Below are 26,428 nucleotides of genomic sequence, written 5' to 3' on the forward strand. Positions count from 1 at the left end.
GGTGGTAAATGAAAAGTATGGGGACCTGCAGTCGATTCTCCGTGAAATGGGTTCTGTTGTCGTCGCGTTTTCAGGTGGAGTGGATAGTACGTTTTTGTTAAAAGCGGCTGTTGATACACTGGGTCCAGAGCGGGTACTCGCTGTTACGGCGGATTCCGAAACATACCCATCCACTGAACTGGAAGAAGCAAGGACGTTAGCTAAACAGATTGGCGTGCAGCATACGGTGATCGAAACGTCAGAATTAGCGATTCCGGGGTATACAGAAAATGATAAAAACCGATGCTATTTTTGCAAAAGCAGTTTGTTTGATCACCTTATCCCCATTTTAGACAAACAAGAGTTTAATAACATCGTGTACGGCGTGATCGCAGATGATATGAATGAATTTCGCCCGGGGATGAAAGCGGCGAAAGAAAAAAATATTCGTGGTCCGCTGCAGGAAGCGAATTTGTTTAAAGAAGAAATAAGAGAGCTGTCCCGTAGCTTTAATTTACCGACGTGGGATAAACCATCCTTTGCCTGCTTGTCTTCCCGCATTGCTTATGGGGAAACGATCACAAAAGAAAAGCTGACCAAAGTGGAAAAGGCAGAAGCTTATATAAAATCGTTATCCATTCGTCAAGTACGAGTACGGACGCACGAAGATACGGCCCGCATTGAAGTGGAGCCGAAGGATATGGCACGTGTACTTGAGTATCACGCGGCCATTGCCAAAAGACTGCAGCAATTCGGCTATAAATATGTGTCATTGGATCTTGTCGGCTATACGAGCGGCAGCATGAACAAAGCATTAGAAAAGGATGAACAACATGTCTAAAGAATACGTTATAGGACTGGATATGGGCACGACCAGTGTCAAGGCAGTCGTCTTTGATCGAAGCGGAAAAGTAACTGCTGAATCCGAACAGTTAACGAAATCATTTTATCCGCATCCAAACCACGTTGAGCAGGATCCGGAAGCACTTACATCCGCTTCCGTTTTCGTTTTAAAAGAGGCGATTCAAAAAGCGGGTGTGACACCGGATCAAGTAGCTGCTATTGGTTTTTCATGCGCGATGCATTCTCTTATTTGTGTCGATGAAAACGGCCGGGCGCTATCAGGTGCCATTATTTGGGCAGACGGGCGCGGCAGTGATCAAGCAGAACGTTTGATAAGTGAGAATGGGATGGCACTATATGAAAAAACAGGTACGCCCATTCATCCGATGTCTCCCCTTGTCAAGCTTCTGTGGATGAATGAAACGGGTTACGAACCGTTTCAGAAAGCCGCTTATTTTATGTCTGTAAAAGAGTATTTGCTTTTGCAATGGTTTGGCAAGCGCATCGTTGATTATTCAATGGCCTCTGCTACCGGTTTGTTCAATGGCAAAACACTTGATTGGGACACGGAAATTCTTGAATTGTTGAACGTGAAAAAAGAACAGTTGTCGCGCCCGGTGCCTCCAACAGAAATATTGACAGGCTTAAATAAAATCATTGCCGACTACATCGGCATACCTGAAGATATTCCATTTGTCATTGGTGCGGCAGACGGACAGCTTGCCAACCTTGGCAGCGGCGCCATTTTGCCAGGCGAAGTGGCGATCACTGCCGGCACAAGCGGAGCGGTTCGCCAGTGGGCGAATGGATTTCGTGCAAATGAAAAACATGAAACGTTTTGCTACATGTTTACCGGAGAAACATCCATTATTGGCGGTCCGACCAATAACGGCGGGATCGCGCTTGAATGGCTGAAAAACTTGTTAAACTATCAAGGAACGTACGAAGAATTTACGAAAGAAGCGGGCCGGGTTGGACCGGGGGCAGATGGCATTCTCTTCCTGCCATACATTAATGGCGAGCGGGCACCATTATGGAATCAGCACGCACGCGGGAACTTTTTCGGAATGTCGATTACGCATAAGAAAGAACATTTCGTTCGCGCGGTACTAGAAGGAATTACATTTAATTTATATCAAATTAGCGAGGCGCTTGAACGCTTGGCAGGTCCTTCTGAGAAGATTTATGTAAACGGAGGTCTTGCACGGTCGTCGATCTGGCTTCAAATGATGGCTGATGTATTTGGGAAAAACATGTATGTATCTGAAAGCCACCATAATGCAGCCTGGGGAGCAGCTTGGACAGCACTTGTCGCAGTCGGAGAAGAGAATTCATTTGAAGACATTAAGAACAACTTGCCAATGGATGAAGCGGTTGTACCGAATGCAGAGAATCATAAAGTGTATCAGGACATTTACAAAAAGTACGTACGACTCGCTGCGGATGTAACAAAGTATTTTTAAAAAAGGTGTGTGGTTAAAATAATCGATCGTATTTTAGAACAGGTCCAAAATGGGACGTTAACGGCAGCGGAAGCAAAGGAAAAGCTGTCGACATATGAAAATTTAGGATTCGTGAAGATTGACCACCATCGGAAAAAAAGACAGGGATTTCCGGAGATTGTATTTGGTGAAGGGAAGTCAGCGGAACAGATTTTAGCGATTGTCCAGTCACTCCGGGGGCGTAATGACTCTGTGCTTGTGACACGCATTTCGTCTGAGAAAGCAGCATTTGTGCAAAAGAAATGCCCGGAGTTTAAATATAATGAAATGGCTAGAACACTTGCCTGGACGGAAGAAAAGCCGAAAACAAATGGATACATAGCAATTGTATGTGCAGGTACATCCGATTTGTCGGTAGCGGAAGAAGCAGCCGTAACCGCTGAGACCCTAGGTGTTCATGTTCGGCGTATTTACGATGTCGGAGTGGCCGGCTTGCACCGCCTGCTTGATAATATTGAAGAAATTCAGAATGCAGATGTCTCCGTTTGTGTGGCCGGTATGGAAGGCGCGCTGCCGAGCGTGCTTGGCGGGCTTGTGACCAATCCTATTATTGCTGTGCCGACAAGTGTCGGTTATGGAGCGAACTTTAACGGTTTATCGGCTCTTTTATCGATGCTCAATTCATGTGCGTCAGGTGTGAGCGTTGTGAACATAGATAATGGATTTGGAGCGGCCTATAATGCCGTTCTCATTCACCGTTTGGCGCATAAAGGAGAGAATGAATATGACGACACTTTACTTTGACTGCTTCTCTGGCATGAGTGGAGACATGGTCATCGGGGCGCTTCTTGATGCAGGCGCCGATCCAGTAAAAATGGAAGCGGAATTAAAGAAACTGCAAATAGAAGAAGAGTATGCATTATCGTGGGAAAAAGTTGTGAAAAAAGGCATCACGGCAACAAAGTTTGATGTACAGTTGGCAGCCGAAAGTGGTCACAGCCATGACCATGATCATACACACAGTCATGACCACAGCCACGAGCATGATCATACACATAGTCATGACCACAGCCACGAGCATGATCATACACATAGTCACGATCACAGCCATGACCATGATCATGACACACACAGCCATGACCATGATCATGACACACACAGTCATGACCACGGACACGACCATCATACGCATAGTCATAATCATACACATGATCACCACCATCATCACGCTCACCGCTCGTACAAGGATATCGTGGAGATGATTAAAGCGGCAGGTTTTAAGGAAGAGGTCACACGCATGTCACTGGCCATTTTTAAAAAGATCGGTGAAGCGGAAGGGCATATTCATAGTATGCCGCTTGAAACGGTTCATTTTCATGAAGTGGGTGCGGTCGATTCGATTATCGACATTATCGGTGCAGCCATTTTAATAGATCAGATGGACATCACGTCCATTAAATCATCGCCGGTACCTGTAGGCACAGGGAAAATCCAAATTGATCATGGCGTTTATCCGGTTCCTGCTCCTGCGACACTCGAAATGTTAAAAGGGGTGCCAATTGCCAAAAGCGATATTCGTTTTGAGCTGACGACACCGACAGGCGCTGCGATTGTATCTGTTCTGGCAGAAGAGTTTTGTTCGATGCCCTCGATGACAATCGATTCGATCGGTTATGGCGCTGGTACGAAAACCTTTAAAGATCACCCGAATGTGCTGCGTGTGGTCATTGGAAAAGAATGAAAAGATGACGAATCAGCGTCCGCCGGATCAGGAGCATGTCGATGATCAAATGGTGAAAATGGAAATAAATCTGGACGATATTTCAGGTGAATGGCTCGGTTACGTAATGGAGCTGTTGTTTGAAGCAGGCGCAAATGACGTTTATTACACACCGATTTTTATGAAAAAGAATCGTCCGGGTGTCCTGCTTCAGCTGCTTTGTTCAAGCCGTTCAGTCGGAAAAATGAAAGATATTTTATTTGCTGAAACGACAACGCTTGGCGTGCGGTATTATCCGTTAACGGTACATCGGCTTGAACGGGCATTTATAAAAGTGGAAACGCCGTGGGGACCGGTAACCGTGAAAGAAGGATTTTATAACGGAGAGGCGGTACAGCGAGCGCCGGAGTTTGATGAATGCCGGAGAATTGCTGTAAAAGAAGGAATTCCACTCAAGCATGTATATGAAGAAGTCTGGAAGCGCCTTGGCGGGAAATCCGATTAAAAATAAGTTAAAGTCATTCAAGAATTTAAAACGGACATAGAGAGGGGTCCTGTCCTAAACGTCAGTGAATCATTGACTAGGACAGCCCTATTTTTTTTGAAAACAATTTAGAGAGCCGTTCATGCCCGATTTAGTGTCATCGTAGCGAGAATGAAGATGTATAGGATTGAATTGCACGTTGGATACTCATTGAATGAAGGCTTATTTTAAATTGAACGGGCAGTAAGACCCCGTAGGAAGTTTCACTTTATTGATGGCTTTAGGCTTTTTGAAACGAAAGAAAGGATGCATTAAATGAACGATCAACAGTTGGCTAAAGAAGAAAAAGAGTCAATGATGTCAAAGATTTTAGGTATAATTTCAGGAAGTTTTGCTCCTCTACTAGGTGTACTTGCTGGGTCGGGGTTGTTAAAAGCATTATTAACGGTTTTAACCATGTTAGGATGGATGTCTACTGAAAGCGGGACATATGCAATTTTATCTGCTGCGGGACATGCCGTTTTTTATTTCCTGCCTATTTTTCTCGGAATTACGCTTTCGATTAAACTGGGTGCCAATCCATATGTCGGCGGAACCATTGGTGCAGCGCTTTTGGAGCCGACCTTTACGGAATTAGCAGCAAACGGAGCAAAAAGTGTAGACTTTTTAGGGATTCCTGTCGTGTTAATGAGTTATTCTTCGACCGTTTTTCCAATCTTCATTGCTGTTGCTATTTATGCAGTATTAGATAAATTCTTGAAAAAGATTGTTTATAAAGACATTCAAATGTTTGTAAATCCGATGATCTCCTTACTTATTATTGTTCCGTTAACGGTGCTTATTTTCGGTCCTTTCGGTGTATACGTCGGGGAGGCAATCGGTGCAGGCATCGAATTTTTAAGCTCCAAAAGTGGTCTTTTAACCGGAGCAGTGTTAGGAAGCGCTTGGACCTTTCTTACAATTATAGGGCTTCATTGGGCGATTATCCCTATTGCCATCGCTAATCTTGCTATTGGCGCAGACCCTATCATCGGGATGGCAGCAGCAGCGCCATTTGCTCAAATCGGGATGGCGATCGGCATTTTCTTGAAAACAAAAGATAAAGATTTAAAAGGTCTCTCTGCAACAGCCATTTTGCCAAGTGTATTGGCAGGTACAACAGAACTGATCAACTATGGGATCATCTTACGCTATAAACGAACGATGCTTTATGTAGCGATTGCAGGAGCTGTCGGCGGAGCTATTAATGGCAGCCTCGGAGTGAAAATGACCGTATTTTCTTTCCCGAGTTTATTGACGATCCCTGCGTTTTCACCGATGTTACAATATACAATCGGTATCGCAGTTGCCTTAGTTTTAGGAATGGTTCTTACGTATATATTCGGGTATGAAGATAAAAACCAAAAAGCTATTTCAAAAGCAAAGTTTGACACAGGTCTGATAAGTGTGAAAAGGGAAACGATTGGAAGTCCATTGAGTGGGGAAATCATTCCATTACACAAGATCAGTGAGCCACTTTTCGCTACAGAAACAGTGGGGAAAGGGATTGCGATTGAGCCAGAGAAAGGGGAGGTCGTTTCACCAATGGATGGGATCGTTACCACTTTATTTCCGACAGAACATGCGGTTGGAATCACATCAGAGGGTGGTGCGGAAATTTTAATTAATATCGGGATTGACACAGTGAATTTAAAAGGTCAATTTTTTACCTCTCGTGTCAAACAAGGGGATAAGGTGCGGCAAGGTGACTTGCTTATTGAATTTGATATTGAAAAGATTAAAGCTGCCGGGTATGAAGTGACAACACCGGTTGTGATCACTAATACAAGTCAATACGTTGATGTTGTGAAGACAAAGAATTCCTTTGTAACGGCGAAAGACGAATTATTAACAGTTATTGTATAATATACAAACAGAATTCAAACCCTGCCAGCAGCATGGCAGGGTTTGAATTCTGTTTAGTGAAGGATTGAAAATCAAAATAGAACAAAAATTTGTATTGACAAAAAGAAAATGGGGTGATAAAATTTCGTTAATTAGTTTGTTTAGTCTATAAACTAATTCGCTGATTGAAAAAACCACACACATAGTATGTCTTTATCCTCCTTGGAAGGGAGGAAAAAGATTAGAACGTTTTGAAAACGCATACTAATGTCGATAAAATAGAAAGATGTCCCAAGAGCCAGTGACAACTGACTTTTGGGACATCTTTTTTTCATCATCGTGACTAAGGTGGCTTGCTTAAGAAGCGAATTTTTATCTTGCTTGAACCAGCAGTAAGACTTTGACTTCAACATATTGAAAGGAAATGAAGTTTCACTTTATGAAGGTTCGATTGTTTCGCCAATCGCTCGGTATCTGTCTGATTCTTTTTTTATAAACAAATGTTAATAATATCCTTATAAAGCAATTATAGTCCTTTTTATAAATCGGAATAAGCAAAACCCGCCGTCACTGTTAGACGGCGGGATTATTTGTGTTTATGGCGGGATTCTGGTGATCGACGGCGGGATTCCAGCAGTTGATGGCGGAATAACCACTAGAATATGGAGAATCTCGCCAACATGAATCAAAATCCCGCCGTTACAAGGTAAAATCCCGCCATCCCGGGGCATAATTCCGCCAGAAGGCCTGCTGTTACTCCGAGAAACATCAGGCCTTTATTACTCAAACTCCTTCAGCAAAACCTGACCAAAAAAGATTTTCAATTTGAGCAGGGAATCGACAAAAAACGTCGTATTGTTACAGGGAGATAAAGGAGATGAAGTATTGAAAAAATCAGTGTGGCACCAAAAAGTAGAAGGGCTTGAGGCCAGACTTATAAAAACTGCTCCGCAATGGACAGCTGTGCGAGAGGAACTGCACCGATGTGAAGCAGGATTTAAGGGGGAGCGGCGAGTCGTTTACTACTTAGCTGAAATGAACGAATCATTCCGTATTCTCCACGATATCCGCCTTCCATTTCCAAACGGCTTCACATTTTTCCAGATGGATACCATCGTCATCTGCCCATCCATTATCTTAATTCTCGAATCAAAAAATCTAACTGGACATCTTATTTTCAATCGCCGGACGAAGCAGCTCATACGTGGCAGCCAAACGTTTGACGATCCGATCACTCAAGTGCAGCGCCATAAAAGAGGTCTTGAACACTGGCTTGAAAAACCAGTTCCAATTCTCCCAGCGGCCGTAATCAGCCATCCAAACGTGCGCGTAGAACTCGTTCCAGAAGATTCACCCGACCATACCTTCATCATACACGCTCCAGAAATCCCTGCAAAAGTAGATGAGTTTCTAGACGAAAAACGTCCGGTTCTCACTGCCGGGGAAGTCCACGAACTTGCCCGCTCCCTGCAAAAACATCATCAGCCTTACGATCCAGACATTCTGAAAAAATTCAATATTGAGCGTGAACAAATTCAAAATGGTATTCGCTGTCCAGCCTGCAAAACGTTCAATGTGATCCGGTCCAATCGAAAATGGTGCTGCCAGTCGTGCGGAACTGTGTCAAAGGATGCCCATTTAACGGCGATGAAAGAATATGTCCTTTTGTTTGGATTAAAAGTAACAAACAGAGAACTAAGAAATTTTTTAAATATTAAATCTGAATCCATCGTTCAAAAATTACTGAAAAGATGGGGTGTATCCTATGAGGGAACAACAAAAGACCGGGTCTATATGCTGCCGGAAGAGTGGAAAAACTTTAAGTAACAGAGGTTCAAAAATGGGCCGCGGCGGGATTTTAGTGATCGACGGCGGGATTCCAGCAGTTGACGGCGGAATAACCGCTAGAATGTGGAGAATCCCGCCAACATGAATCAAAATCTCGCCGTCATCACAGGAAAAAAGCTTCCCTTTAAAGGGAAGCTTTATAAATGGCTTCATATTTCTCAGCCGCAGCCAAATGAGAGTAATCCTCTTCAATTTTCTTACGGGCAGCCGCTGCAAACATTTTGCCTTTTTCCGGATTGTCCAGCAAATCAATCATAGCGTCAGACAATTGTTCTACATTTTTCTCTTCTACGAGTAATCCGTCGACACCGTGATCAACAATTTCTTTTAACCCGCCGACTGCACATGCAATTAAAGGAGAACCGGAGCCCATGGCTTCAAGGGCAGAAATCGATGTCGCTTCTTCTACGCCTTCTGAATAGACGCTAGGCACTAATACAACGTCTGCCAGCGCATAGTATTCTTTAATGACGTGATGGGGAATCGCGCCTAACAATTCGACACTCGCACCAATGCCGCGTTCTGAAATTAACCTTTTCATTTCATCCATCGCTTCACCCGTACCCGCGTAAATAAGCTTCGCATTCGGGTACTTTTCAAGCACAGCAGGCAAAGATAAAATCGGGTAAATGACCCCGTTTTTCTTCGTTAAACGGCGAGGCACAAAAAACACAGGCGCGTCCTTGGAAACATGATGTTTTTCCCGATAAGCCAATTTATTTTCTGCATCCGGTTTAAAATCATCCACATTAATGAAATTGCGAATAGCTGTTCCTTCAATGCCGGCTTCACGCTTCACGTACTCTTTAATGCGGGTGTCGACTGTAATGATCGAACGCGTTTTTCGGTACGCTTCAATTTCTTGAGCAAGCAAAAATGTTTCTTCCGGACTGCCTTTTAAAATATTTCCAGCTGAAAGTGCTTCATAGGTTAAATAGCCATGAACCGTTGAGACGACGGGAAGTCCCGCGTCAAGGGCTGCGAATGTCGCATACACTTCCTGTGCATTTACAATGTCATAATTTTTCTCTTTTTGTGCTTCCATCAGCTTTTGCAACATTTTTTTCCGCTGTTTTAAGCCGTATACAAACCCTTTTCCTTTTGACACTTTATTCATTAAAAAGCCGGGTCCGCGCACTGCTGCTTTTTGCTGGAATTCTGGAATATCGGTAAACGATAAAATATCAACCTCGTGTCCGCGTGCCTCAAGTCCAGCTTTTAGCGTCGCCACGTGCACAGACAGCCCGCCCGTATGCGGATAATGGTACACTGTTGCAAGCAAAATCTTCATTCCGACATCTCCCTACATGAAATACTTTTTCAGTAATTCAATATTTTCAATCGCTTCATTCCGCATAACCGCCGCATTTTGGGCCACTTTCGTACTCAACTCGGCCCGGTTATTCAATACATAACGCGTATTTTCGACCAGTTGATCTCGGTCAAGATCCTCTAAACGGAACGAATACTCCCACATCCCGCTCCGCTTTAATAAACTTTCAACCTTTTTATCATAACTGATCCCAACGTGTGGCACAGCTGTGAGCGCTGAGAAAATTAACGAATGCAGACGTAAACCAACCGTAACTTCGCATCCTCCGATAAAGTTCAAGTATTGATTTGGCGTAAAATCACCGGCTAATAAATGACAAGAAGAGGCGTTCTTCATCTTTTGAAGCACCCGCTTCGACGCGTCAACGTCATGATGGCCTTCCATCGGAACGAACACAGGCGTCACACCGTCGCTTTCGATCAATTCATCAAGCGCAGAGGCAAGCTTGTCCTCGTAATCACTATGTTCAAACCATGGTCGAACGGACACAGCGAGGAGTTTTTCACGGCCTGTCAAATTCAAACTTTGCAAACAGGCGGCATCTTCTTTTTTCTGAAAAGCAAACACGATATCAGCCGTCACAACCGTTTTGGGGCGGGTAACGCCGAGGTCATGAAGATAGTCTTTTGAATATTGGTCGCGCACTGTAATAAAGTCTGCTTTGTTCGCGAAACGTCTCATTAAAAACTTGCCCCACGTAGACGTGACAGGGCCGATACCTTGCGAGAAAAACATGACGCGTGCGCCGCATATTTTCGCGAGCATGGCAATGATTAAATAGTAAGGAAGAGGGCCAAATAAAAACTTCGTCGGATACGTATCCTGCAATAACCCGCCGCCGCCAGAAATTAAAACATCCGCCTCCCGGAGCGCTTTTATTTTCTCTTTGTTTTCACGCCGCCACGCACGGTACACCGTTTTTACATCGTGTTCTCGCGCTGTTTGTTCAGGCGAAAGCGAAAACACTGTTATATCAATATTGGGAACTTCTGACCGTAAATTATCGACAATCGACTCAAGGATCGCTTCATCCCCGGTGTTGCCAAGTCCGTAAAAACCGGAAATCACTACTTTCAAACGGGTATTCCTCCTCGGTTATACTTCAAAACTAACCTTCATTTTATCACCGAAACGTGGCGTATTCAAATCGAATTTGTTATACTATGAAAAGCTATTGAAAGAAAAGAGAGGATCCTTAGAGATGCAGAAAATATGTGTTATTGGATTAGGATATATCGGACTGCCCACTGCAGCCGTCTTTGCCCGCGCCGGTTATGATGTTGTCGGTGTGGACATTAATGCAAAAGTGATTGAGCTGTTAAACAAAGGTGAGATTATAATAGAAGAAAACGGTTTGCCGGAAGTGGTGAAAGAAGCAGTGGAATCTGGTAAACTGCGTGCATCACTTGCACCGGAAGCAGCAGATGCGTTTATTATTGCCGTGCCGACACCGGTTCATGAAGACCATAAAGCGAATGTTGATTACGTTGTGAGCGCCGTGAAACAAATTGTGCCGCACGTGAAAAACGGCGATGTGATTATCGTTGAATCAACGATCCCGCCGCGGACAATCGATGATGTGGTGGCACCGATTTTTAAAGAAGCCGGTTTTGATCCGGAAAAAGACATTCATCTGGCCCATTGCCCGGAACGCGTGTTGCCAGGCCGCATTTTGATCGAGCTTGTTGAAAATGCGCGCATCGTCGGCGGTCTTACGCCCGAGGCGGCTGAAAAAGCGGCAGACGTCTACCGCCGCGTCGTAACAGGCGATATTTTGGTGACCGAAGCGGTAACAGCTGAAATGTCGAAGCTGATGGAAAATACGTTCCGTGATGTAAATATTGCGCTGGCAAATGAATTGTCCAAAATTTGCGGGGCACTCGGCGTCGATGCACATAAAGTGATTGAACTGGCGAACCGTCATCCGCGTGTGAATTTGCACCAGCCGGGTCCAGGCGTTGGCGGTCATTGCTTGGCCGTCGATCCGTATTTTATTGTGGAAAAAGCGCCAGAAGAAGCGCGGATCATTAAATTGTCACGTGACATTAATAACTCGATGCCAGATTACGTAGTCGATCAAGTGCTGCGCATGACGGGCGATATTGAAAAGCCGACGGTTGCGCTATTTGGTTTAACGTATAAAGGAAACATTGATGACGTCCGCGAAAGTCCGGCGATCGAAATCGTTGAAAAAATGATTGAAAACCCGCGCTTTCATGTACGCGTCCACGATCCGCACGTTCGGGCAGAACAAGTGAATTTCCCGCTTGTTTCATTTGAAGAAGCCATTGCAGGGGCTCATCTAATCGTGGTGCTCGCGGATCATAATGAATTTAAAACATTAGATAAAGAAACATTAGTTGCCCGGATGGCCAGCCCAATCGTATTTGATACAAAAAATTGTACAGGTTTAACGAGCGAAAGCGGCCTAACCGTACATAAAATTGGTGACCTTCGCGGCTTGTAAAAGGAAAAGATGCGAAAAACGGAGTAAACGATCAATGAAAAAGGTGAGATAAACGGTGAAAAAGGAACAATATTTAGGTGTGTCGGTATCGCCGCTCACGTATGATCAAATTATTAAAGATATGAAAAAGCGGATCCAGTCCGGTGTTCAGTCAACCGTCATCGCTGTTAACCCTGAAAAAGTGATGACCGCAAGACGCGATCCGCTCGTCAAAGACCTTATTAATCATTCAACGTATCAGATCGCAGACGGTGTCGGCATGATCATTGCGGCTAAATTGAAAAAAGGCAAGCTAAAAGAACGGGTAACAGGCGTAGATATGATGGGACGCATATTGAAGATGGCAGCGGCCGAAAATCTCGGTGTCTTTTTCTATGGCGCGAAAGAAGCGACTGTGAAGAAAGCGAAAGAAAATCTAGAAGCGAAGATTCCGGGATTGCGCGTCGCCGGATATGAAAATGGCTATGTGAAAGATCAGGATGCTCTTCTTGAAAAAATTCGCGAGTCCGGTGCGCATATCATTTTTGTTGCCCTTGGAAGCCCGCGCCAAGAGCTATGGATCCGTGAAAATATGCCGAAACTGCCAAAAGTAAAAGTATTTCAAGGCGTCGGCGGCAGCTTCGATGTGTATTCTGGTAACGTACAGCGCGCACCGGAATTTTACCGAAAAGCTGGGCTCGAATGGCTATACAGACTCATGAAAGAACCGAAACGACTGAAACGTCAAATGGCGCTGCCGAAATTTCTTGCAGCGGTCATTACATCGCGGGAGGACAAAAAATGAAGGTGCTTCATTTAATTAGCGGGGGCGAAACAGGCGGATCGCGGAAACATGTTATTACGCTTCTTGAACAATTTGAGCCGGCGGAAGTCACGCTTGCTGTTTTTCAAGAAGGTGCACTTGCAGAAGAAGCCCGTGCAGCAGGTATCCGCACTGAATTGTTCGCGCAAAAATCACGCTATGACCTGTCTGTTCTAAGAAGACTTGCAAATTTTATTCAAACGGAGCAGTTTGATATTTTGCACTCGCACGGCCCGCGCGCGAATCTGTTTGGCATTTATTTAAAGAAAAAAACAGGCATTCGCTGGGTGACGACCGTTCATAGCGATCCAGCACTTGATTTTGTGAAAGGCGGCATAAAGGGCACAGTTTTTACAAAATTAAGCATGTACGCGATTCGGCAAATGGATCATTATTTTGCGGTATCAGACCGCTTTAAACAAAACTTAGTCTCGCTCGGGGTTTCAGCCGAGAAGGTACAGACCGTTTATAATGGCATTGATTTTACAGAAGAACCGGCTGCATCCGCTCTGCTGCCGGTACCAGAACATGCATTTGTCATCGCGATGGTGGCAAGACTTCATCCCATTAAAGGACATGAAATTGTCTTTGACGCGTTACGCCAGTTAGAAATAAAGCCCCACGTTCTTTTAATAGGGGATGGGCCGATTGAAGATGAACTGCGCGCGAAAGCGAAAGATCTGCAAGAATACGTTCACTTTTTAGGCTTCCGGAAAGACGTCGCGAATATATATGCGGCGTCTGATGTGGCACTGCTTGCATCATACAGTGAAAGCTTTCCCCTCGCGCTGCTCGAAGCGGCGAACGAGCGAATTCCGCTTATTTCGACGGATGTTGGAGGAGTAGGTGAGCTGATCACGCCAGACGAAACGGGCTGGATTATCCCGACAGGAGACAAGGACGCACTCGCTAGTGCCATCCGAGGAGCAATGAAGGCGGATGTAAAAGCGATGGGGGAAAAATTGTACGAGCATGCGTCCATGAACTTTTCACTAGACCAATTGCATAAAGCAACGAAAAAAGTATACGTCAAAATCGCGTCCCGTTAACCGGCACGCGATTTTTTTATTGGTGGAAAAGGAGTAAACGGTTTGAAAACGGGATAAGCCGCTTGTAAAAGTAAGCCATATTCCAATAAAGATTAATCCAATATATGGATTGCCACAAAAATGTAACAAAAAGAAAAAACATTACACATAAGACAGCCAATGCACGCATAGACTTGATTTATCGTGTTTTTAAAGTGTTTTTATAACAGCTGAAATCAAAGTGTAATATTTTTTTAAGGGTTTCCGCTCTAGTAATCATGCTTTATGCGACAATCATGACAAAATAAATTAGCAATATACTTTAAATTTACCTAGCATATGGTATATAATGAATAAGCTATTGAACAAATAATCTACTTTCTCCTTTTTTTGCTAGTATTTTTACATATATTTTTCATAATGATAACAAACATTACGTTTCTAATAAATTATGGAAATATACAAAAAAAGGTTGAAAAAATTACTATGTTTGATAGAATATTACTTGAGTTGTAATCCTGTTAAATTCTCCTTGTCTTACATAATGATTCATCTAGTGAGAAATTCAACCAGGTACTCGGTGTTATGTTTTACGGAACGGTCGGCTACAAGCTGATCGGTTTCAATATATATTAAAAAACCTTTACAAAACGGGAGGAACTTATTACATGGCTTACCAACCAAAGTCTTATCGTAAATTCGTTGCTACAGCAGCAACAGCTACACTCGTAGCATCAGCAGTAACTCCTGCTTTCGCAGCGTCATTCACAGATGTGGGTGATCGTTACAAAGAAGCAGTAGACTATTTAGTAGCAAATAACCTTACTCAAGGTGTTAGCGAAACTCAATTTGGTGTTGACCAACAAATCAAGCGTGTTGACTTCGCAGTTATGGTAGCGAAAGCAGTTCTTACACAAGAACAAATCGACAACGCGAAAGATTCTGGCTTCACTGATGTTCCAGATCGTGGTGTAAAATACGTAAACGCGCTTAAAGAAGCGGGTATTGCGAACGGTAAATCAGATACACGTTTCGGCGCAAGCGATGAAATCACTCGTGGTGAAGCAGCATTAATGTTTGCGAAAGCTTACAAAATTACAGGCAACACTGCAAACATCGCATTCACAGATGTTTCTGAGCGTTACGCTGCTGCAGTTGCTGCACTTGTTGACAACAAAATTACATCAGGTAAAACACCAACTAAATTTGGTACAACTGATCCAATCAAACGCGGCGAGTTCGCTATTTTCTTACACAAATTAGAAACACTTGATCAAGTAGATCCAGGACAAACTGCGAAAAAAATCACTGACGTAAAAGCAATCAATGATACAAAAATTGATATCACTTTTGACGGTGCATTCGACGCTGACATTGCGGATGAAATCGAAAAAGACCCTACACGCATTGTTGTGTTCCACGGTGGACAAACAGCAAACAGCGAAGAAGTTATTAAATCATCATTCATTAGCTTTAATGCTGACCGTACAGGCGCATCTGTTATTTTGGCGGATGATGTTGCGACAGTTGAAGCAGGTATCGAGTACACAGTTGCTTTGATGGATGGTACTGATAACGAGGTTGCAGATGTTGTTCTTAAATCTCAACCGACTGTATTAAAAGCAGGCGCAGATAAACCAACAGTTGAAGTAAACAAAGACCAAGATAAATTTGTTCTTAGCTTCAAAAAGAAAATGAGTGACTCTGCACTTGATCTTACTAACTACACTCTTTATGACGAAAATGATAGAGAATTAGGTGACCTAACAGGCTTCGCAGAAGATGGAGCTTTAACAGGGGAATGGGTTGACTCTACTGAAAAAACAGCCGTTGAGTTCAATATTGAACCAGGTACATTATTGGCTGGTAAAACATATAAAGTAAAAGTTGATGCAGCAGTTGAAACAGATAAAGGCGACGCGCTTTCTAGCAGCCAACGTACAATTACAGTAAAAACACCTTCTGTTTCTGAAGCACAACCAGTAGCGAAAGTAGCACGTGTTGTTGATGACAGCATCGTTGTGACATTCGATCAAGATTTAGCTGAAGAAGTGAACTTCAATACAAGCTTAATCACAATTAAGACCCCTACTGGAAAAACACTTACAATTGCAGAGCCGTTAACAACTGAAGGAAATGAATTAACGATTCCGATTGATGCGGATGGTATTGCGTTAGATGAAGATTTAACGTATACAATTAATCTTCCAGCTAACGGTGTTGCAAATGAAATATTCACAAATGCAACAAACAAAGAAGTAACAGGTCTTAAAGCAGTTGCTCAAAAAGACATTGAAGTAAAAAGCGTTAAAGCTGAACTTGTCCGTCAATCAGATGAGAAAACAAAAGCAGATCTACGTCTTACATTTGATCAACGTGTAAACTTGGATACACTTGTTGCGGATGGCGTGACGATTGAAGAGTCTGGTAAAGAATACACACTTCAAGCGGGCGCAGACATCGAAATCTATTCTGGTGATACATCAGGTAAAACAATCAAAATTAAAGATGTTCAAGAAGCATTTGATAATGATTTTACACCTGAATCTGGAGAAACATACACAGTTGTTATCGCACCTCAAACTGTTCAAACAGACGCTGGCGAAGGTTCGAAATTCAACCGTGTTAAACTGAAAGCAAGTTTGACAGGTATTGACGTAGTAGCTCCTAAGATCGACAAAGTAACTGTTGAATCTGCAGAGAAAATCGTTGTTGAATTTGACCAAGCTATCGATGCGAAAAACTTGAATGCATCTGACATTAAAGTTCTTGGTTTTGAAAAATACCGTGGCGGACGTTTTGAAGAACTTACTCTTCAAGGTTCTACACAACTTAAATTCAGTGCAAGCGGTGATACATTAACAATTACACCTGCTGACAGCTCTGTGAAATTCCAAACGGGTGCTGGTGAAGATGCACTTGCTCTTGTAACAATTGCAGGCGATGCAATTAAAGGTGCAAATGGCATTGTTGCAGAAGATGAACTTGTACTTGCAGACGAAGAAGATTTCATCGATAACGCTGCGCCAATCATGATCGGTGCAGATGCCGTTGTACCAGATGGCGTTACTGTTACTTACAGTGAAACAGTTTTGTTTGACAGTGAAGACGATGCTAACGCTGGAAGCCAGTACACTGTAGAAGGTGCAGAACGTGACTCTTACGGTACTACTGCAACAGTAGCTGACAATGAAGTATCTGTAACATTCAAAGATGAAGTATTCGAAGATGGTGAAGATTACTCTCAAACAAAAGTAATCTACAAACGTAATTCTACATCTGCTGTACAAGATGCTGACGGTAACGAGCAAGCAAATGCAACTCTTACTGGTGTGGCTAACTCTAACGACTAATATTACTTTATCAGCTGATTGATTCAGCAGCATAAAGGGAAATGCCCGGTGAAGTTAACTTCACCGGGCATTTTGTTATGAATCTCAAATAACCAGGCTAGAAGTTCTATTGAGTAGGACTCTCAAAAAGAACATGGAAAAGCCTTTCTGATGCTAGATTGTTTAACGAATCTAATGATCTTTAAAACTTTTTTTGCTTTTATTAAGAGAATAGGAAGGAAAAAGCAAAAAGACATAGAATAAGTAAAACTGATAAAATATTAAAAATATTGTAAATAATTCAATAGATGTGTAAAGTAGGATTGATTTGTCAATGAAAATTATGTATGATTTTAGTAACATACTAGCAGGAAGATTTTTCATAAGGAAGCCTGCAAAATAAATTGAAGAGGTGACAATTTTCGTGAAAAAGTATCCATTTAGCAGCAAAGCAGTAAAAGCCATGATTGCAGCAACAGTCGCATTTACACCAATCGCAACAACAGCTATCGTTTTTGATGCGAACAAAGTGGAAGCAGCACACGTACAGGATTCGGCCCATTTTAAAAGTGTAGCTGCATTCGAGAAATATGCCCTTGAAGTACGAGACGATTCGAATACAAGCGATGAAGTAGCGGATGCGTTGGATAGTCTTAATTGGGGAGATGCTCTTAACCCCGTATTTGATTCAAATGCAACTCCGGCTCAAAAAGAGGCTGTAGCAGCTCTTCTTGAGTTACAAACAAGTATTTATACAGGTACGTACAAAAAAGGTGACTTGCAAAAATTTATAAAGAACCATAAAGCAGAACTAGGTAACTTGCCTGATAAAGAGTACGTTACATATTTAGGCGCGGTAGAAAAATCTGCTTACGATCAAATAAAAGACATAGCGGATGATGATGTAAACTACACGCATGCCATTTTTAATAGCATTGTTAATGCCGTGAAAGAAGCAGACCACGAGGGGATTCGTCAACATGTATCAGACGTGCTCGTTATTACAGACCTTAAGATGAAAGATGTCGTTTCAAACATTGAAACACATTTTACCGCGAACAACGTAACAAGAGCAGAACTGAAAACTGCTATGATGTTTGCTGGAGCAGCCTGGCTATCAAACTATGCAGCTCCCCACGGCGGTGGCGGTGGCGGCGGCGGTACCACTGATCCGGAACCTGGTAATCCTGGAGAACCTGGTACAGTAGAACCTGGCACTGGCGGCAATGTTACTGTATCACCGGAGATCGAGGAAAACGGCACACAAATACTAGCAACGATTCCAAGCGATCTTCAAACCCGAATCCTTGCGGGCATTAGAGCTCAAACAACTGAAATTACGATCCAATTGCCAGACGGAGAACCTGGTCAAACTGTATCACTAGATATTCCGGCACCACTCGTTGATGCGATTGAAGCAAAAGCGCCAAACGCAACAATCGTTGTTGTGGGCGACGGTGCAACATACTACTTGCCAGTAGCGGAAATCGATACAGCAGCGATCGCGGCAGATCTTGGTACAACAGTAGCAGAACTGAAATTCCGTGTATCGATCAACCCGGTTCCATCTGCACGGGCAATTCAAATTACACAATTGCTGCAGTCTCGCGGTGCGAATGTAGTAGCATCCATCGTAGATATTACACTTGAAGCCGTTGTCGGCGATAAAGTGTATCCAATTAAGAGCCTTGGCAATGTATATGTAGAACGTGCATTCGGATTGAATAAAACCGTAAACACAAACCGTACAACAGGTGCTGTTTTGGAAAATGACGGCACATACCGTGCACTTCCAACAAAATTTAAAACAGTGAATGGCAAGCAGCAGGCAGTTGTCAGCTCATTGACAAACTCTATTTACACAGTAGTAGAGAGCGATGTTACATTCCCTGATGTAAATAACGGTAAAAACTGGGCAGAAAGCTACATTGAAACATTGGCGTCAAAATACATCATCTCTGGTACAACAGCGGGCACATATAAAGGCGACGAGTACATGACGCGTGCGCAATTCGCAGTGCTTTTAAGCCGTGCGCTTGGCTTGCCTAGCGAGAAATACGACAACCGCTTTAAAGACGTAAAAGGTGATGAGTGGTTTAATGCGAACGGTGCTTTAATGTCAGCTGTTAAACACGGCATTATTGCCGGTAAAAAAGACGGCACATTCGCACCAAATGACCGCATTACACGTGCTGAATCAGCAGCAATGATTGGCCGTGCGCTTAACCTTAAAATGATCAAATTTGATACGGCTAAATTGAACAAAAATAAAAAATTAGCTGATTTCAAAGATGCGAAAGCAATCGGTGCGTCAACACGCGAAGAAGTATTGAAAGTATACCAGGCTGGTATCATGGCTGGTACAAGCAAAGGTACATTTAATCCGAATGAATTCACAAAACGCGACCAAATGGCCCGCATCCTTGCTGAATTCCTCATCAAAGCGGAATTAATGGAAGCCATTAAAAAATAAGAATGACATCTTGAAGGTCTGATCCAGGTAACAGCTGGATCAGACCTTTTTTATGCGGAAAAAAATAATTAGCCGGCAGGGAGGGGATGTGCGTATTTATTGTCATCTTGCGCATAGGTTTATACAAGGTACGATTACTACTTTACAGAAAGAGGGGAGTTATGTGAGTGTTAGGTTGATTAAAATTTCTGTAGTGTATTTAGTCCTTGGGGTACTGCTCGGTTATTATATGTCCATCGTGCATAATTATGATCTTGCCGGTGTTCATGTACACATCAATCTTTTAGGCTGGACAGCGCTGACTCTTATCGGTATTTTATATCATTCCTTCCCGGCGCTTGCTTCAAACGGTTTGGCGAAAACACATTTTTGGCTTCATAACATCGGTCTACCGGTGATGATGGGATCCTTGTTTCTCCTTCTTGTAACTAAAAACGAGGATCTGACCATGGGTATTGCTACTGGCGCAACGTTGACGATTCTCGGTTTGATCTTCTTTGCGGTCAATGTATTGAAAAATTTAAGAGCGTAAAGAATGAAAAAAGCAGCCGGGGCTAAATGCCCCGGCTGCTTTTGTGTGTAAAGAAAGAGTTATCCGTGGTGCTTCGCTTCATATTCTTCACGAATCGTATCGTAAAAATGAGCGAATGTAACACTAATATACGGAATGATCCAGAGGAAACCAATCCCGAGTGTAACCACGCCAAGCAAGAACCAGCCGATAAACGTCAGCCCAAGAACGAAGGCTTCTCCTTTATGGCCATCCATCATTTTGCGTGACTCTGTAATGACTTGCAGCGGGGACAATTCCGGACGGTCGCGCAAGATATAAAACGTTAGCATGTAAGAAAATGATTTAATAATGCCGGGTACAATGAATAGCAGCGTCCATAGGATAAGGAAGAGTCCTTGTAAGAATGAAACGAAAATGGTTTTCACAAAAATCGTTTGATATGGATGGAGCAAATGGTTAAAACGAACGTTTTTCCCGCGTGACAGATCAATCCATGCCCAAATCAATCCAACGGTCATCGGCGTGAGCAGCAAAGTGGCAACGATGACAGCGATGTCTCGCCATGAGAAGTCGTATTCATTTGGATTAAAAATAACATCAGGCGCCATCAAAATCAGGGTCGAAACGACGAACAATCCAATCGCAATCAGCCAATTGCCTTTCAATGACTCGCGTGCTTTTGCCCGCAAATTACTGTAGTACATGTAAAATCACCTCCCTCTATACTCTTTTATACGTAAGTAAACGGGAAAAGATTCATCCAACTCAAAACTTACGTCATCACAGATGAAAATCATGGAGCGCAAATTAGGATAGGCCTCATGTTTAACTTAGAGGAGACATACAATCAATAGAAATCCCCTGTACGTAGTCTTTAAGTGTTTTGTCGAAAAAATAGAATAATATCTAATCCGTATGTAGATATGGGAAAGGAGAGGAAGTTTTGAGCTTTTGTACACAATGCGGACATAAACTAGACGATCCCTCTTTAAAGTTTTGTCCATCATGCGGTGTGTCCCTTTATCCAGACCCAACGCCAACGAATCCTGAATTCGTACAATCGGCTGTACCGATGCAAAAAAGCAAAAGAAAGCAGTTTGCTTCCCTATTGATCATTTTGTTTGTTATGGCAGGAGCTGTTTTCGTCTGGTACGGAAAAAAAGAAACGGATCCGATGAATCAAGTGAAGGCATTTGAAGAGGCAACAGCTCAAAAGAATGGAAAAGCGATGGCGGTCTTACTCACACCAGCGGTTAAAAAGATGAAGATCACGGAGGATAACGGCCAGCAGCTTGTCGACTATTTAAATGAAAATCCCGATGTGAAAGAGGAGATGGTCAAGCTCTTTAAAGAGCAAGTCGTGACAAAGCGCACGGCGGATATCCCAGAAGAGTATCCGCAGCTTATATTGAAAAAGGTAGAAAAGAAATGGTTTTTCTTTGATACGTACCAATATGAAGTGCAGCCCTATTATGCACATATTCATGTAAATTTTAAAGGAACAGCTATTACGGTGGACGGCACATTGCGTGGGACAACAAAAGAAGAGAAAGAGGTCATTCAAGCAGGACCATTTGCACCGGGTATGTATAAGCTTGTCGCAGATTATAAAGGCGAATACGGGAAGGAAAAAACAGAGATGACGATTGATTTTTATGAATCGCTTTCTGAAGAAGCATCGTTTTATGTTGAAATGACCGGCGATGGTGTAGCGGTTACGTCAAACAGGCCAGAAGCCATTTTGTATGTTAACGGGGAGAGCACAGGTAAAACAATTGGAGAAATAAGAAAATACGGTCCGGTAAAACGGGATGGATCGGTTGAATTGTCTGCTGTATATGACTATCCATTTGGTTCGGGAAGCGCAGAACCCATTCAGGTGAAAGACCAGGAGAAGATTCACTTTGACGTACATCCTGATCGACAGGACGTCTATGAAGGACTGCGAAATACGATTGTTGACCACACACATGAGTGGATTCAAGCTTTTGAAAATCAAGATACTTCTTACTTTACGCACGTTCAAGATGACGATTACTTTGCGCGGCAAAGAGGCTATTACAACGAACTTTTCAATGAAGGAAAGCAATGGACAGGTTCGTTTAATTATCTTCGTTTTGATCGTGATTCACTGGTTATATCCGAAGAAAACGGCATCACATATGCGTCGTTTGATGCGGAAGTGAATATTATTGGAAGAACATATAGCGCCTCTTCATATGAAGAGGATTATATAGATGACACTTCTGATTTTTGGAAGTATGGACTAAAGTACGATGAAACAGCGGGCAACTGGTATATTGTCAATACAACAAAAATAGACGGATTGTCCGGCAGCAATATTGAAACCTTTCGATAAAAAGGAGACAGTGGAGGGGACAAAATGAAATGCAATCAGTGTGGGCATGAACAGGCAAGCGGAAAATTTTGCGGGAACTGCGGTACATCACTGGAAATAACAGCAGCAGATCAGCCAGTTGCCCTAGAAACAACGCCAGTAAACGAACCTGCCCACCGGCATGAACCGAGTATGCACGTGGAGAAAGTAAAGAATCGCTTCAGGCAATATGGGGGATATGCCGTTAAATATATAAAAAAACCTTCTCTCGTTTTCGGATATGGCGAACGGGAATTTACAAACGGACTTCTTTCAATGGCTATACTTGCATTTTTAATCGGATTGACGACTTATACAATGACAAGCCATTTCACGGAAGGCATGAGCGAGCTCTTCGGGAGTGACTATTATACGGAATCGGGCTTTTCCTCTATCTTGAGCAACAGTGTAATTTTTACGGTGTTGTTTACTGTCTGTACGTTGTTTGTCCTATTTCTGATCAATTGTTTTTTCGGAACAGGACATTCCGTTAAAGAAATAACCGGTGTGTATGGTGTTCACCTTCTCCCATCTATTACGCTCATGGGTTTTTCATTCTTTTTGGTTTTATTGAAGGCATATGTGTACAGTAGTGTATTCATGGGTTTGTCTCTTAGCCTTGCGTTGGTTGTCATGCCCCTTTATTTAATCAGTGCGTTGTTAACGAAAAAATCGAACACTCTTGACCCGCTGTACGGCTATTTTCTTTATATTATTTTCTCGGTTATATTATTTGCAATCATTGTTGGTATGTTGGCTGATTCCGCAATGGGAGAAGCGTTAAACGAATTGTTTTATATGTAACGCGAAAGAAAGACAGCACTCTTGCTCGAGTGCTGTTTTTTTTATTGGATAGGGAAATGCGAATTTTTCTTACTAACACAGTAAGAAAATCAGCTCGGCTCGGCCGGGCTGATTCGTTGTGAGCGAATCGGTGAAGTTAGGTGCGAACCTTTGTTATTGAAAGTAAATAGAATGAGTAAAAAACGAGTTTAGTATGAATGTAAAATGCACCTTGACCATTTTGACACTCCCACGGCTAAGCCGCAAGCCCTTCACCTTGCGGTGAGGCGGGTGGGATTCTGAAGTGCGAACGCGTTCCCAGTCCATTTCTGTTTAGAACTCGCCTTCAGTTAGGGGCGGTGTCATCAGCCCATCCTGCTACGTTGTCTTTGCCTTTGGACATAGACGTACCTTACAGGCGGTCCTGCTGTTACCACAGGACTAGGTTAAGCTGCTTGCTTGTTTTTCTTTTTTGAAAGGCCGCTGATGGCTTTCGAAATATTAATGGCCGCATTCGCATCCGCATGAAGTTTATACTGACATTTGACACACGCAAACGTGTGTCTTTTTCGATTCTTTTTGTCTACATGGCCACATTTACATGTTTGAGAGGTATGATGTGGATTCACATATTCAACTTGAATCCCAGACATTTTGGCTTTGTATTCAATAAACTGCTGAAGCTGATAGTGTGCCCAAGAGTGCAGATTTCTGCCTGCATCTTTTTTTGATTTGGCTTTACGCCGAATGCCTGTCAAATCTTCCATTCGAATGCAGCGAACACCGTTCTCTGCAGCGAAATGAATAATTTGCCGGCTTATTTTATGGTTCAGATTTTTTATCCATTGGGATTCTTTATTTTTAGAGGCTTTAATAACAGAAAGAAGCTTATTTCTTCCTAAGGTTTTTCTCCTTGAAGAAAATGTTCTTCGAATAAAAGCAGCCTCGTTTCCTTTGAAAAACAATGAATTTGTCCCTATTGAAGCAACAGCTAAATAATTTAGCCCTACATCTACACCCATCACTTTAGAAGAAGAGGAAACAGCCTTCGGTTCAAAGGAAACCGCCACAGACATATACCATTTCCCTTTTTTCTCATAAAGCTTGCCGGCACCTAATTTTGCTTCGCCGGACAATACTTTATCAAGCCAATGCTGCTGATAGAGCTCTGCCACAACGGGAACACCGACTCGTTTCTCTAATGTAGGAAAAGAGAGTTTATATAAGCCGTTTTCCTTTTCAACTTTTAAATTTTGGTTGTTAAAGGTACACCAGAAACGGCGAAAGGTTTTTGCTTTTTGATTCTTCTTTTGTGACTTCACTTCTCGGATGGTTTGGTTGACAATGGCCGAAGGCAATTTGTCCGCAGAAAAAAGTTTGTAGACCTTCGAAGTGACTTTTGAAAGTTCATCATACTGAAGAAGCCAATTGGAAAAGCCGGTGTTTAATTCGGTCATTTTGCAGTATATCTGTTCTTTCGCATTGGTTGGCTTCATTAGTTCTAGCTTTAAAGAAATCGTTTCCATTTCGTTCCTCCTTTCCAGAAAATTAGGTTGTATCAAGCATATCAAACAAACGTTCGATATACAAGAGAGATAAGCTAAAAGAAAAAAATCGAACCTTTGACATGCCTGAAGACATGCCCGGTTCGACCTCGCTATCATCCCACACCTGAAGGAGTGGGCTTTCCCGCTCGTAAGGTCTGTAAAAATTTTTCGTATGTCGTATGTTATAATTTGATCAAGTTACTTGAAAAGAGGGATATGTTTGGATAATAGAAACCTAGTTTATTCGAAAGAAACGATTTACTTTATTTTATGTTGTGTCGTCAGTGTTGGACTTTATATTGCGGCTGCTTTTTCGATCATTCTTCTTCCTATTATTATAGGTCTTTTTCTTATATCATTGTTTTTTCATGCTGTTTCCATCGGTTCGATTCGCGGCAATGGGGTGCGGGTAAGTGAGCAGCAGTTTCCGGATGTGTATGAGCGCATTCAAACGCTATCCTATGAGATGAGACTGCCCCGCGTGCCGGATGTGTTCATTTTGCAATCAGGCGGCGCACTCAATGCGTTTGCGACACGTTTCTTTGGGCGAAATGTCGTCGTTCTTTATTCAGAAGTGTTCGAGCTGGCCCGTGAAAAAGGCGATAAAGAACTCGATTTTATTGTTGCCCATGAACTGGCACATGTAAAACGGCGTCATGTATGGAAAAACTGGCTGATTCTGCCGGCGATGTGGGTGCCTTTTCTAAGTGAAGCATACTCACGGTCCGCTGAATATACAGCGGACCGGCATGCTGCTTATTACACAAATGATGGACAAGCCGCCAAAAATGCGTTAACGATTTTAGGCGTGGGCAAAGTCCTTTACCGTGAAGTAAATGAAGATGCCTACTTGCAGCAAATTCAGCAAGAATCCAATCTATTTGTCTGGCTGAGCGAGAAATGGTCCACGCATCCGAATTTGCCAAAACGTATTCAGCACATTGGCCAATTTATGAGAATACCAGATACACCAGCCTATCAAGCGAATAAAAGGAAGGTTATTGGCGGTGTGGTCGTGCTCTTTCTGGCCGGGGGATTGTTATACGGCGGAATCGCAGCAGGATTTGGGTATGCGCTGACGAAAATGGGATCATCGGATTTATTTGCTTCACTGATGGCATCGGACGATTACATGGCGGACGATGAAAGTGAAAGTGAAGTAACGAACTACACCGATTTAATGGATGCGGCTTCTGTTGGAGACACGGGAAAAGTCACACAGCTTCTCGGGAGCGGCGCTGATATTGATGAACAAGATAGTGAAGGAACACCTGCGCTTCATTACGCGATTTATAATTCACAGTTTGAAACGGCTGAACAGTTATTAAAAGAGGGAGCCGATCCGAATAGTGAAGACTTGACCGGCTATACCCCTTTATTTTTAGCTTACGACTACGGCGATCTAAAAATGGCCGAGTTACTCATGGAGTATGGAGCCAATCCGGATCAGAAAGACATATATGGCGATACGCCAAGAGAGCTCGCGAAACAAGATGGAAACCAGGAATTTTTAACTGTTTATAATCAATAAAGACTCTATACCTTGCGAACAAGCAAGGTATTTTTTTAGTA

20 protein-coding genes are annotated in these 26,428 nt (G+C 42.9%); 16 read left to right on the forward strand and 4 right to left on the reverse strand.

Features of this window, described 5'->3' with window-relative positions; translation table 11 throughout:
* Position 1 precedes the first annotated feature (1 nt).
* From larE to ACZYRN_RS05965, 7 genes are all read left to right on the forward strand, one after another.
* Complete coding sequence (larE, locus tag ACZYRN_RS05935; protein WP_488911117.1) at positions 2 to 820, forward strand: ATP-dependent sacrificial sulfur transferase LarE; 819 nt, start codon at positions 2 to 4, stop codon at positions 818 to 820.
* Entirely contained in the window at positions 813 to 2,285 is a 1,473-nt protein-coding gene (locus ACZYRN_RS05940) for a gluconokinase (protein ID WP_488910610.1), read from the forward strand. The genes larE and ACZYRN_RS05940 overlap by 8 nt, the downstream gene beginning before the upstream one ends.
* Positions 2,286 to 2,303: 18 nt before the next feature.
* Positions 2,304 to 3,068: a nickel pincer cofactor biosynthesis protein LarB gene (gene larB, locus ACZYRN_RS05945; RefSeq protein WP_488911118.1), complete on the forward strand. Its 765-nt coding sequence runs from the start codon at positions 2,304 to 2,306 to the stop codon at positions 3,066 to 3,068.
* The gene (gene larC, locus ACZYRN_RS05950; RefSeq protein WP_488910612.1) at positions 3,049 to 4,005 is read left to right on the forward strand and encodes a nickel pincer cofactor biosynthesis protein LarC; all 957 of its coding nucleotides are present in this window, start codon (positions 3,049 to 3,051) and stop codon (positions 4,003 to 4,005) included. Before larB ends, larC begins: the two co-directional genes overlap by 20 nt.
* A 4-nt stretch (positions 4,006 to 4,009) precedes the next feature.
* On the forward strand, positions 4,010 to 4,489 hold the full coding sequence (gene larC2, locus ACZYRN_RS05955; RefSeq protein ID WP_488910613.1) for a nickel pincer cofactor biosynthesis protein LarC2: 480 nt from the start codon (positions 4,010 to 4,012) through the stop codon (positions 4,487 to 4,489).
* A 294-nt stretch (positions 4,490 to 4,783) separates the two neighbouring features.
* Positions 4,784 to 6,373 (forward strand): glucose PTS transporter subunit IIA, encoded by a 1,590-nt coding sequence (locus tag ACZYRN_RS05960; RefSeq protein ID WP_488910614.1) that lies wholly within the window; start codon positions 4,784 to 4,786, stop codon positions 6,371 to 6,373.
* A gap of 864 nt (positions 6,374 to 7,237) precedes the next feature.
* The gene (locus ACZYRN_RS05965; RefSeq protein WP_488910615.1) at positions 7,238 to 8,179 is read left to right on the forward strand and encodes a nuclease-related domain-containing protein; all 942 of its coding nucleotides are present in this window, start codon (positions 7,238 to 7,240) and stop codon (positions 8,177 to 8,179) included.
* Positions 8,180 to 8,324: 145 nt separating this feature from the next.
* On the opposite strand, the gene ACZYRN_RS05970 is transcribed toward ACZYRN_RS05965, so the two are convergent.
* Together ACZYRN_RS05970 and csaB are read right to left on the reverse strand one after the other, a co-directional pair.
* Positions 8,325 to 9,491 carry a glycosyltransferase family 4 protein gene (locus tag ACZYRN_RS05970; protein WP_488910616.1) on the reverse strand — a complete coding sequence of 389 codons (1,167 nt, stop codon included), beginning with the start codon at positions 9,489 to 9,491 and terminating at the stop codon, positions 8,325 to 8,327.
* 12 nt (positions 9,492 to 9,503) lie between these two features.
* Entirely contained in the window at positions 9,504 to 10,610 is a 1,107-nt protein-coding gene (gene csaB, locus ACZYRN_RS05975; RefSeq protein ID WP_488910617.1) for a polysaccharide pyruvyl transferase CsaB, read from the reverse strand.
* 124 nt (positions 10,611 to 10,734) lie between these two features.
* Here csaB and ACZYRN_RS05980 point away from each other — a divergent pair, with 124 nt between their 5' ends.
* The 6 genes from ACZYRN_RS05980 (at position 10,735) to ACZYRN_RS06005 (ending at position 20,167) form a co-directional block, all read left to right on the forward strand.
* Positions 10,735 to 12,000 carry a nucleotide sugar dehydrogenase gene (locus tag ACZYRN_RS05980; RefSeq protein ID WP_488910618.1) on the forward strand — a complete coding sequence of 422 codons (1,266 nt, stop codon included), beginning with the start codon at positions 10,735 to 10,737 and terminating at the stop codon, positions 11,998 to 12,000.
* A 55-nt stretch (positions 12,001 to 12,055) separates the two neighbouring features.
* Positions 12,056 to 12,784, forward strand: coding sequence for a WecB/TagA/CpsF family glycosyltransferase (locus ACZYRN_RS05985; RefSeq protein ID WP_488910619.1), 729 nt, complete (start codon positions 12,056 to 12,058; stop codon positions 12,782 to 12,784).
* Entirely contained in the window at positions 12,781 to 13,851 is a 1,071-nt protein-coding gene (locus tag ACZYRN_RS05990; protein ID WP_488910620.1) for a glycosyltransferase family 4 protein, read from the forward strand. The genes ACZYRN_RS05985 and ACZYRN_RS05990 overlap by 4 nt, the downstream gene beginning before the upstream one ends.
* 647 nt (positions 13,852 to 14,498) lie before the next feature.
* Positions 14,499 to 17,183 carry an S-layer homology domain-containing protein gene (locus ACZYRN_RS05995; RefSeq protein WP_488910622.1) on the forward strand — a complete coding sequence of 895 codons (2,685 nt, stop codon included), beginning with the start codon at positions 14,499 to 14,501 and terminating at the stop codon, positions 17,181 to 17,183.
* Positions 17,184 to 17,586: 403 nt separating this feature from the next.
* On the forward strand, positions 17,587 to 19,635 hold the full coding sequence (locus tag ACZYRN_RS06000; RefSeq protein WP_488910623.1) for an S-layer homology domain-containing protein: 2,049 nt from the start codon (positions 17,587 to 17,589) through the stop codon (positions 19,633 to 19,635).
* 163 nt (positions 19,636 to 19,798) lie between these two features.
* On the forward strand, positions 19,799 to 20,167 hold the full coding sequence (locus tag ACZYRN_RS06005; RefSeq protein WP_488910624.1) for a cytochrome-c oxidase: 369 nt from the start codon (positions 19,799 to 19,801) through the stop codon (positions 20,165 to 20,167).
* A 59-nt stretch (positions 20,168 to 20,226) separates the two neighbouring features.
* On the opposite strand, the gene ACZYRN_RS06010 is transcribed toward ACZYRN_RS06005, so the two are convergent.
* Positions 20,227 to 20,853, reverse strand: coding sequence for a DUF975 family protein (locus tag ACZYRN_RS06010; protein ID WP_488910625.1), 627 nt, complete (start codon positions 20,851 to 20,853; stop codon positions 20,227 to 20,229).
* 239 nt (positions 20,854 to 21,092) lie between these two features.
* Here ACZYRN_RS06010 and ACZYRN_RS06015 point away from each other — a divergent pair, with 239 nt between their 5' ends.
* Together ACZYRN_RS06015 and ACZYRN_RS06020 are read left to right on the forward strand one after the other, a co-directional pair.
* Positions 21,093 to 22,508: a zinc ribbon domain-containing protein gene (locus ACZYRN_RS06015; RefSeq protein ID WP_488910626.1), complete on the forward strand. Its 1,416-nt coding sequence runs from the start codon at positions 21,093 to 21,095 to the stop codon at positions 22,506 to 22,508.
* Positions 22,509 to 22,532: 24 nt separating this feature from the next.
* Complete coding sequence (locus tag ACZYRN_RS06020; protein WP_488910627.1) at positions 22,533 to 23,330, forward strand: DUF6574 domain-containing protein; 798 nt, start codon at positions 22,533 to 22,535, stop codon at positions 23,328 to 23,330.
* A gap of 425 nt (positions 23,331 to 23,755) precedes the next feature.
* Here the strand turns inward: ACZYRN_RS06020 and ACZYRN_RS06025 are convergent, their stop codons facing one another.
* On the reverse strand, positions 23,756 to 24,835 hold the full coding sequence (locus ACZYRN_RS06025) for an RNA-guided endonuclease InsQ/TnpB family protein (protein ID WP_488910628.1): 1,080 nt from the start codon (positions 24,833 to 24,835) through the stop codon (positions 23,756 to 23,758).
* Between the two features lie 241 nt (positions 24,836 to 25,076).
* Between ACZYRN_RS06025 and ACZYRN_RS06030 the strand changes: the two genes are divergently transcribed.
* Positions 25,077 to 26,387: a M48 family metallopeptidase gene (locus ACZYRN_RS06030; RefSeq protein WP_488910629.1), complete on the forward strand. Its 1,311-nt coding sequence runs from the start codon at positions 25,077 to 25,079 to the stop codon at positions 26,385 to 26,387.
* Positions 26,388 to 26,428: the final 41 nt, after the last annotated feature.

The organism is Domibacillus sp. F004, assembly GCF_057814295.1.

Excerpts from the sequence above, each read along its gene's own strand:
- larC (WP_488910612.1), top strand. The coding sequence starts at position 3,049 with ATGACGACACTTTACTTTGACTGCTTCTCTGGCATGAGTGGAGACATG.
- ACZYRN_RS05980 (WP_488910618.1), top strand. The coding sequence starts at position 10,735 with ATGCAGAAAATATGTGTTATTGGATTAGGATATATCGGACTGCCCACT.
- ACZYRN_RS05990 (WP_488910620.1), top strand. The coding sequence starts at position 12,781 with ATGAAGGTGCTTCATTTAATTAGCGGGGGCGAAACAGGCGGATCGCGG.
- ACZYRN_RS05940 (WP_488910610.1), top strand. The coding sequence starts at position 813 with ATGTCTAAAGAATACGTTATAGGACTGGATATGGGCACGACCAGTGTC.
- ACZYRN_RS05995 (WP_488910622.1), top strand. The coding sequence starts at position 14,499 with ATGGCTTACCAACCAAAGTCTTATCGTAAATTCGTTGCTACAGCAGCA.
- larC2 (WP_488910613.1), top strand. The coding sequence starts at position 4,010 with ATGACGAATCAGCGTCCGCCGGATCAGGAGCATGTCGATGATCAAATG.
- ACZYRN_RS05970 (WP_488910616.1), bottom strand. The coding sequence starts at position 9,491 with ATGAAGATTTTGCTTGCAACAGTGTACCATTATCCGCATACGGGCGGG.
- ACZYRN_RS05960 (WP_488910614.1), top strand. The coding sequence starts at position 4,784 with ATGAACGATCAACAGTTGGCTAAAGAAGAAAAAGAGTCAATGATGTCA.
- ACZYRN_RS06025 (WP_488910628.1), bottom strand. The coding sequence starts at position 24,835 with ATGGAAACGATTTCTTTAAAGCTAGAACTAATGAAGCCAACCAATGCG.
- ACZYRN_RS06010 (WP_488910625.1), bottom strand. The coding sequence starts at position 20,853 with ATGTACTACAGTAATTTGCGGGCAAAAGCACGCGAGTCATTGAAAGGC.
- ACZYRN_RS06020 (WP_488910627.1), top strand. The coding sequence starts at position 22,533 with ATGAAATGCAATCAGTGTGGGCATGAACAGGCAAGCGGAAAATTTTGC.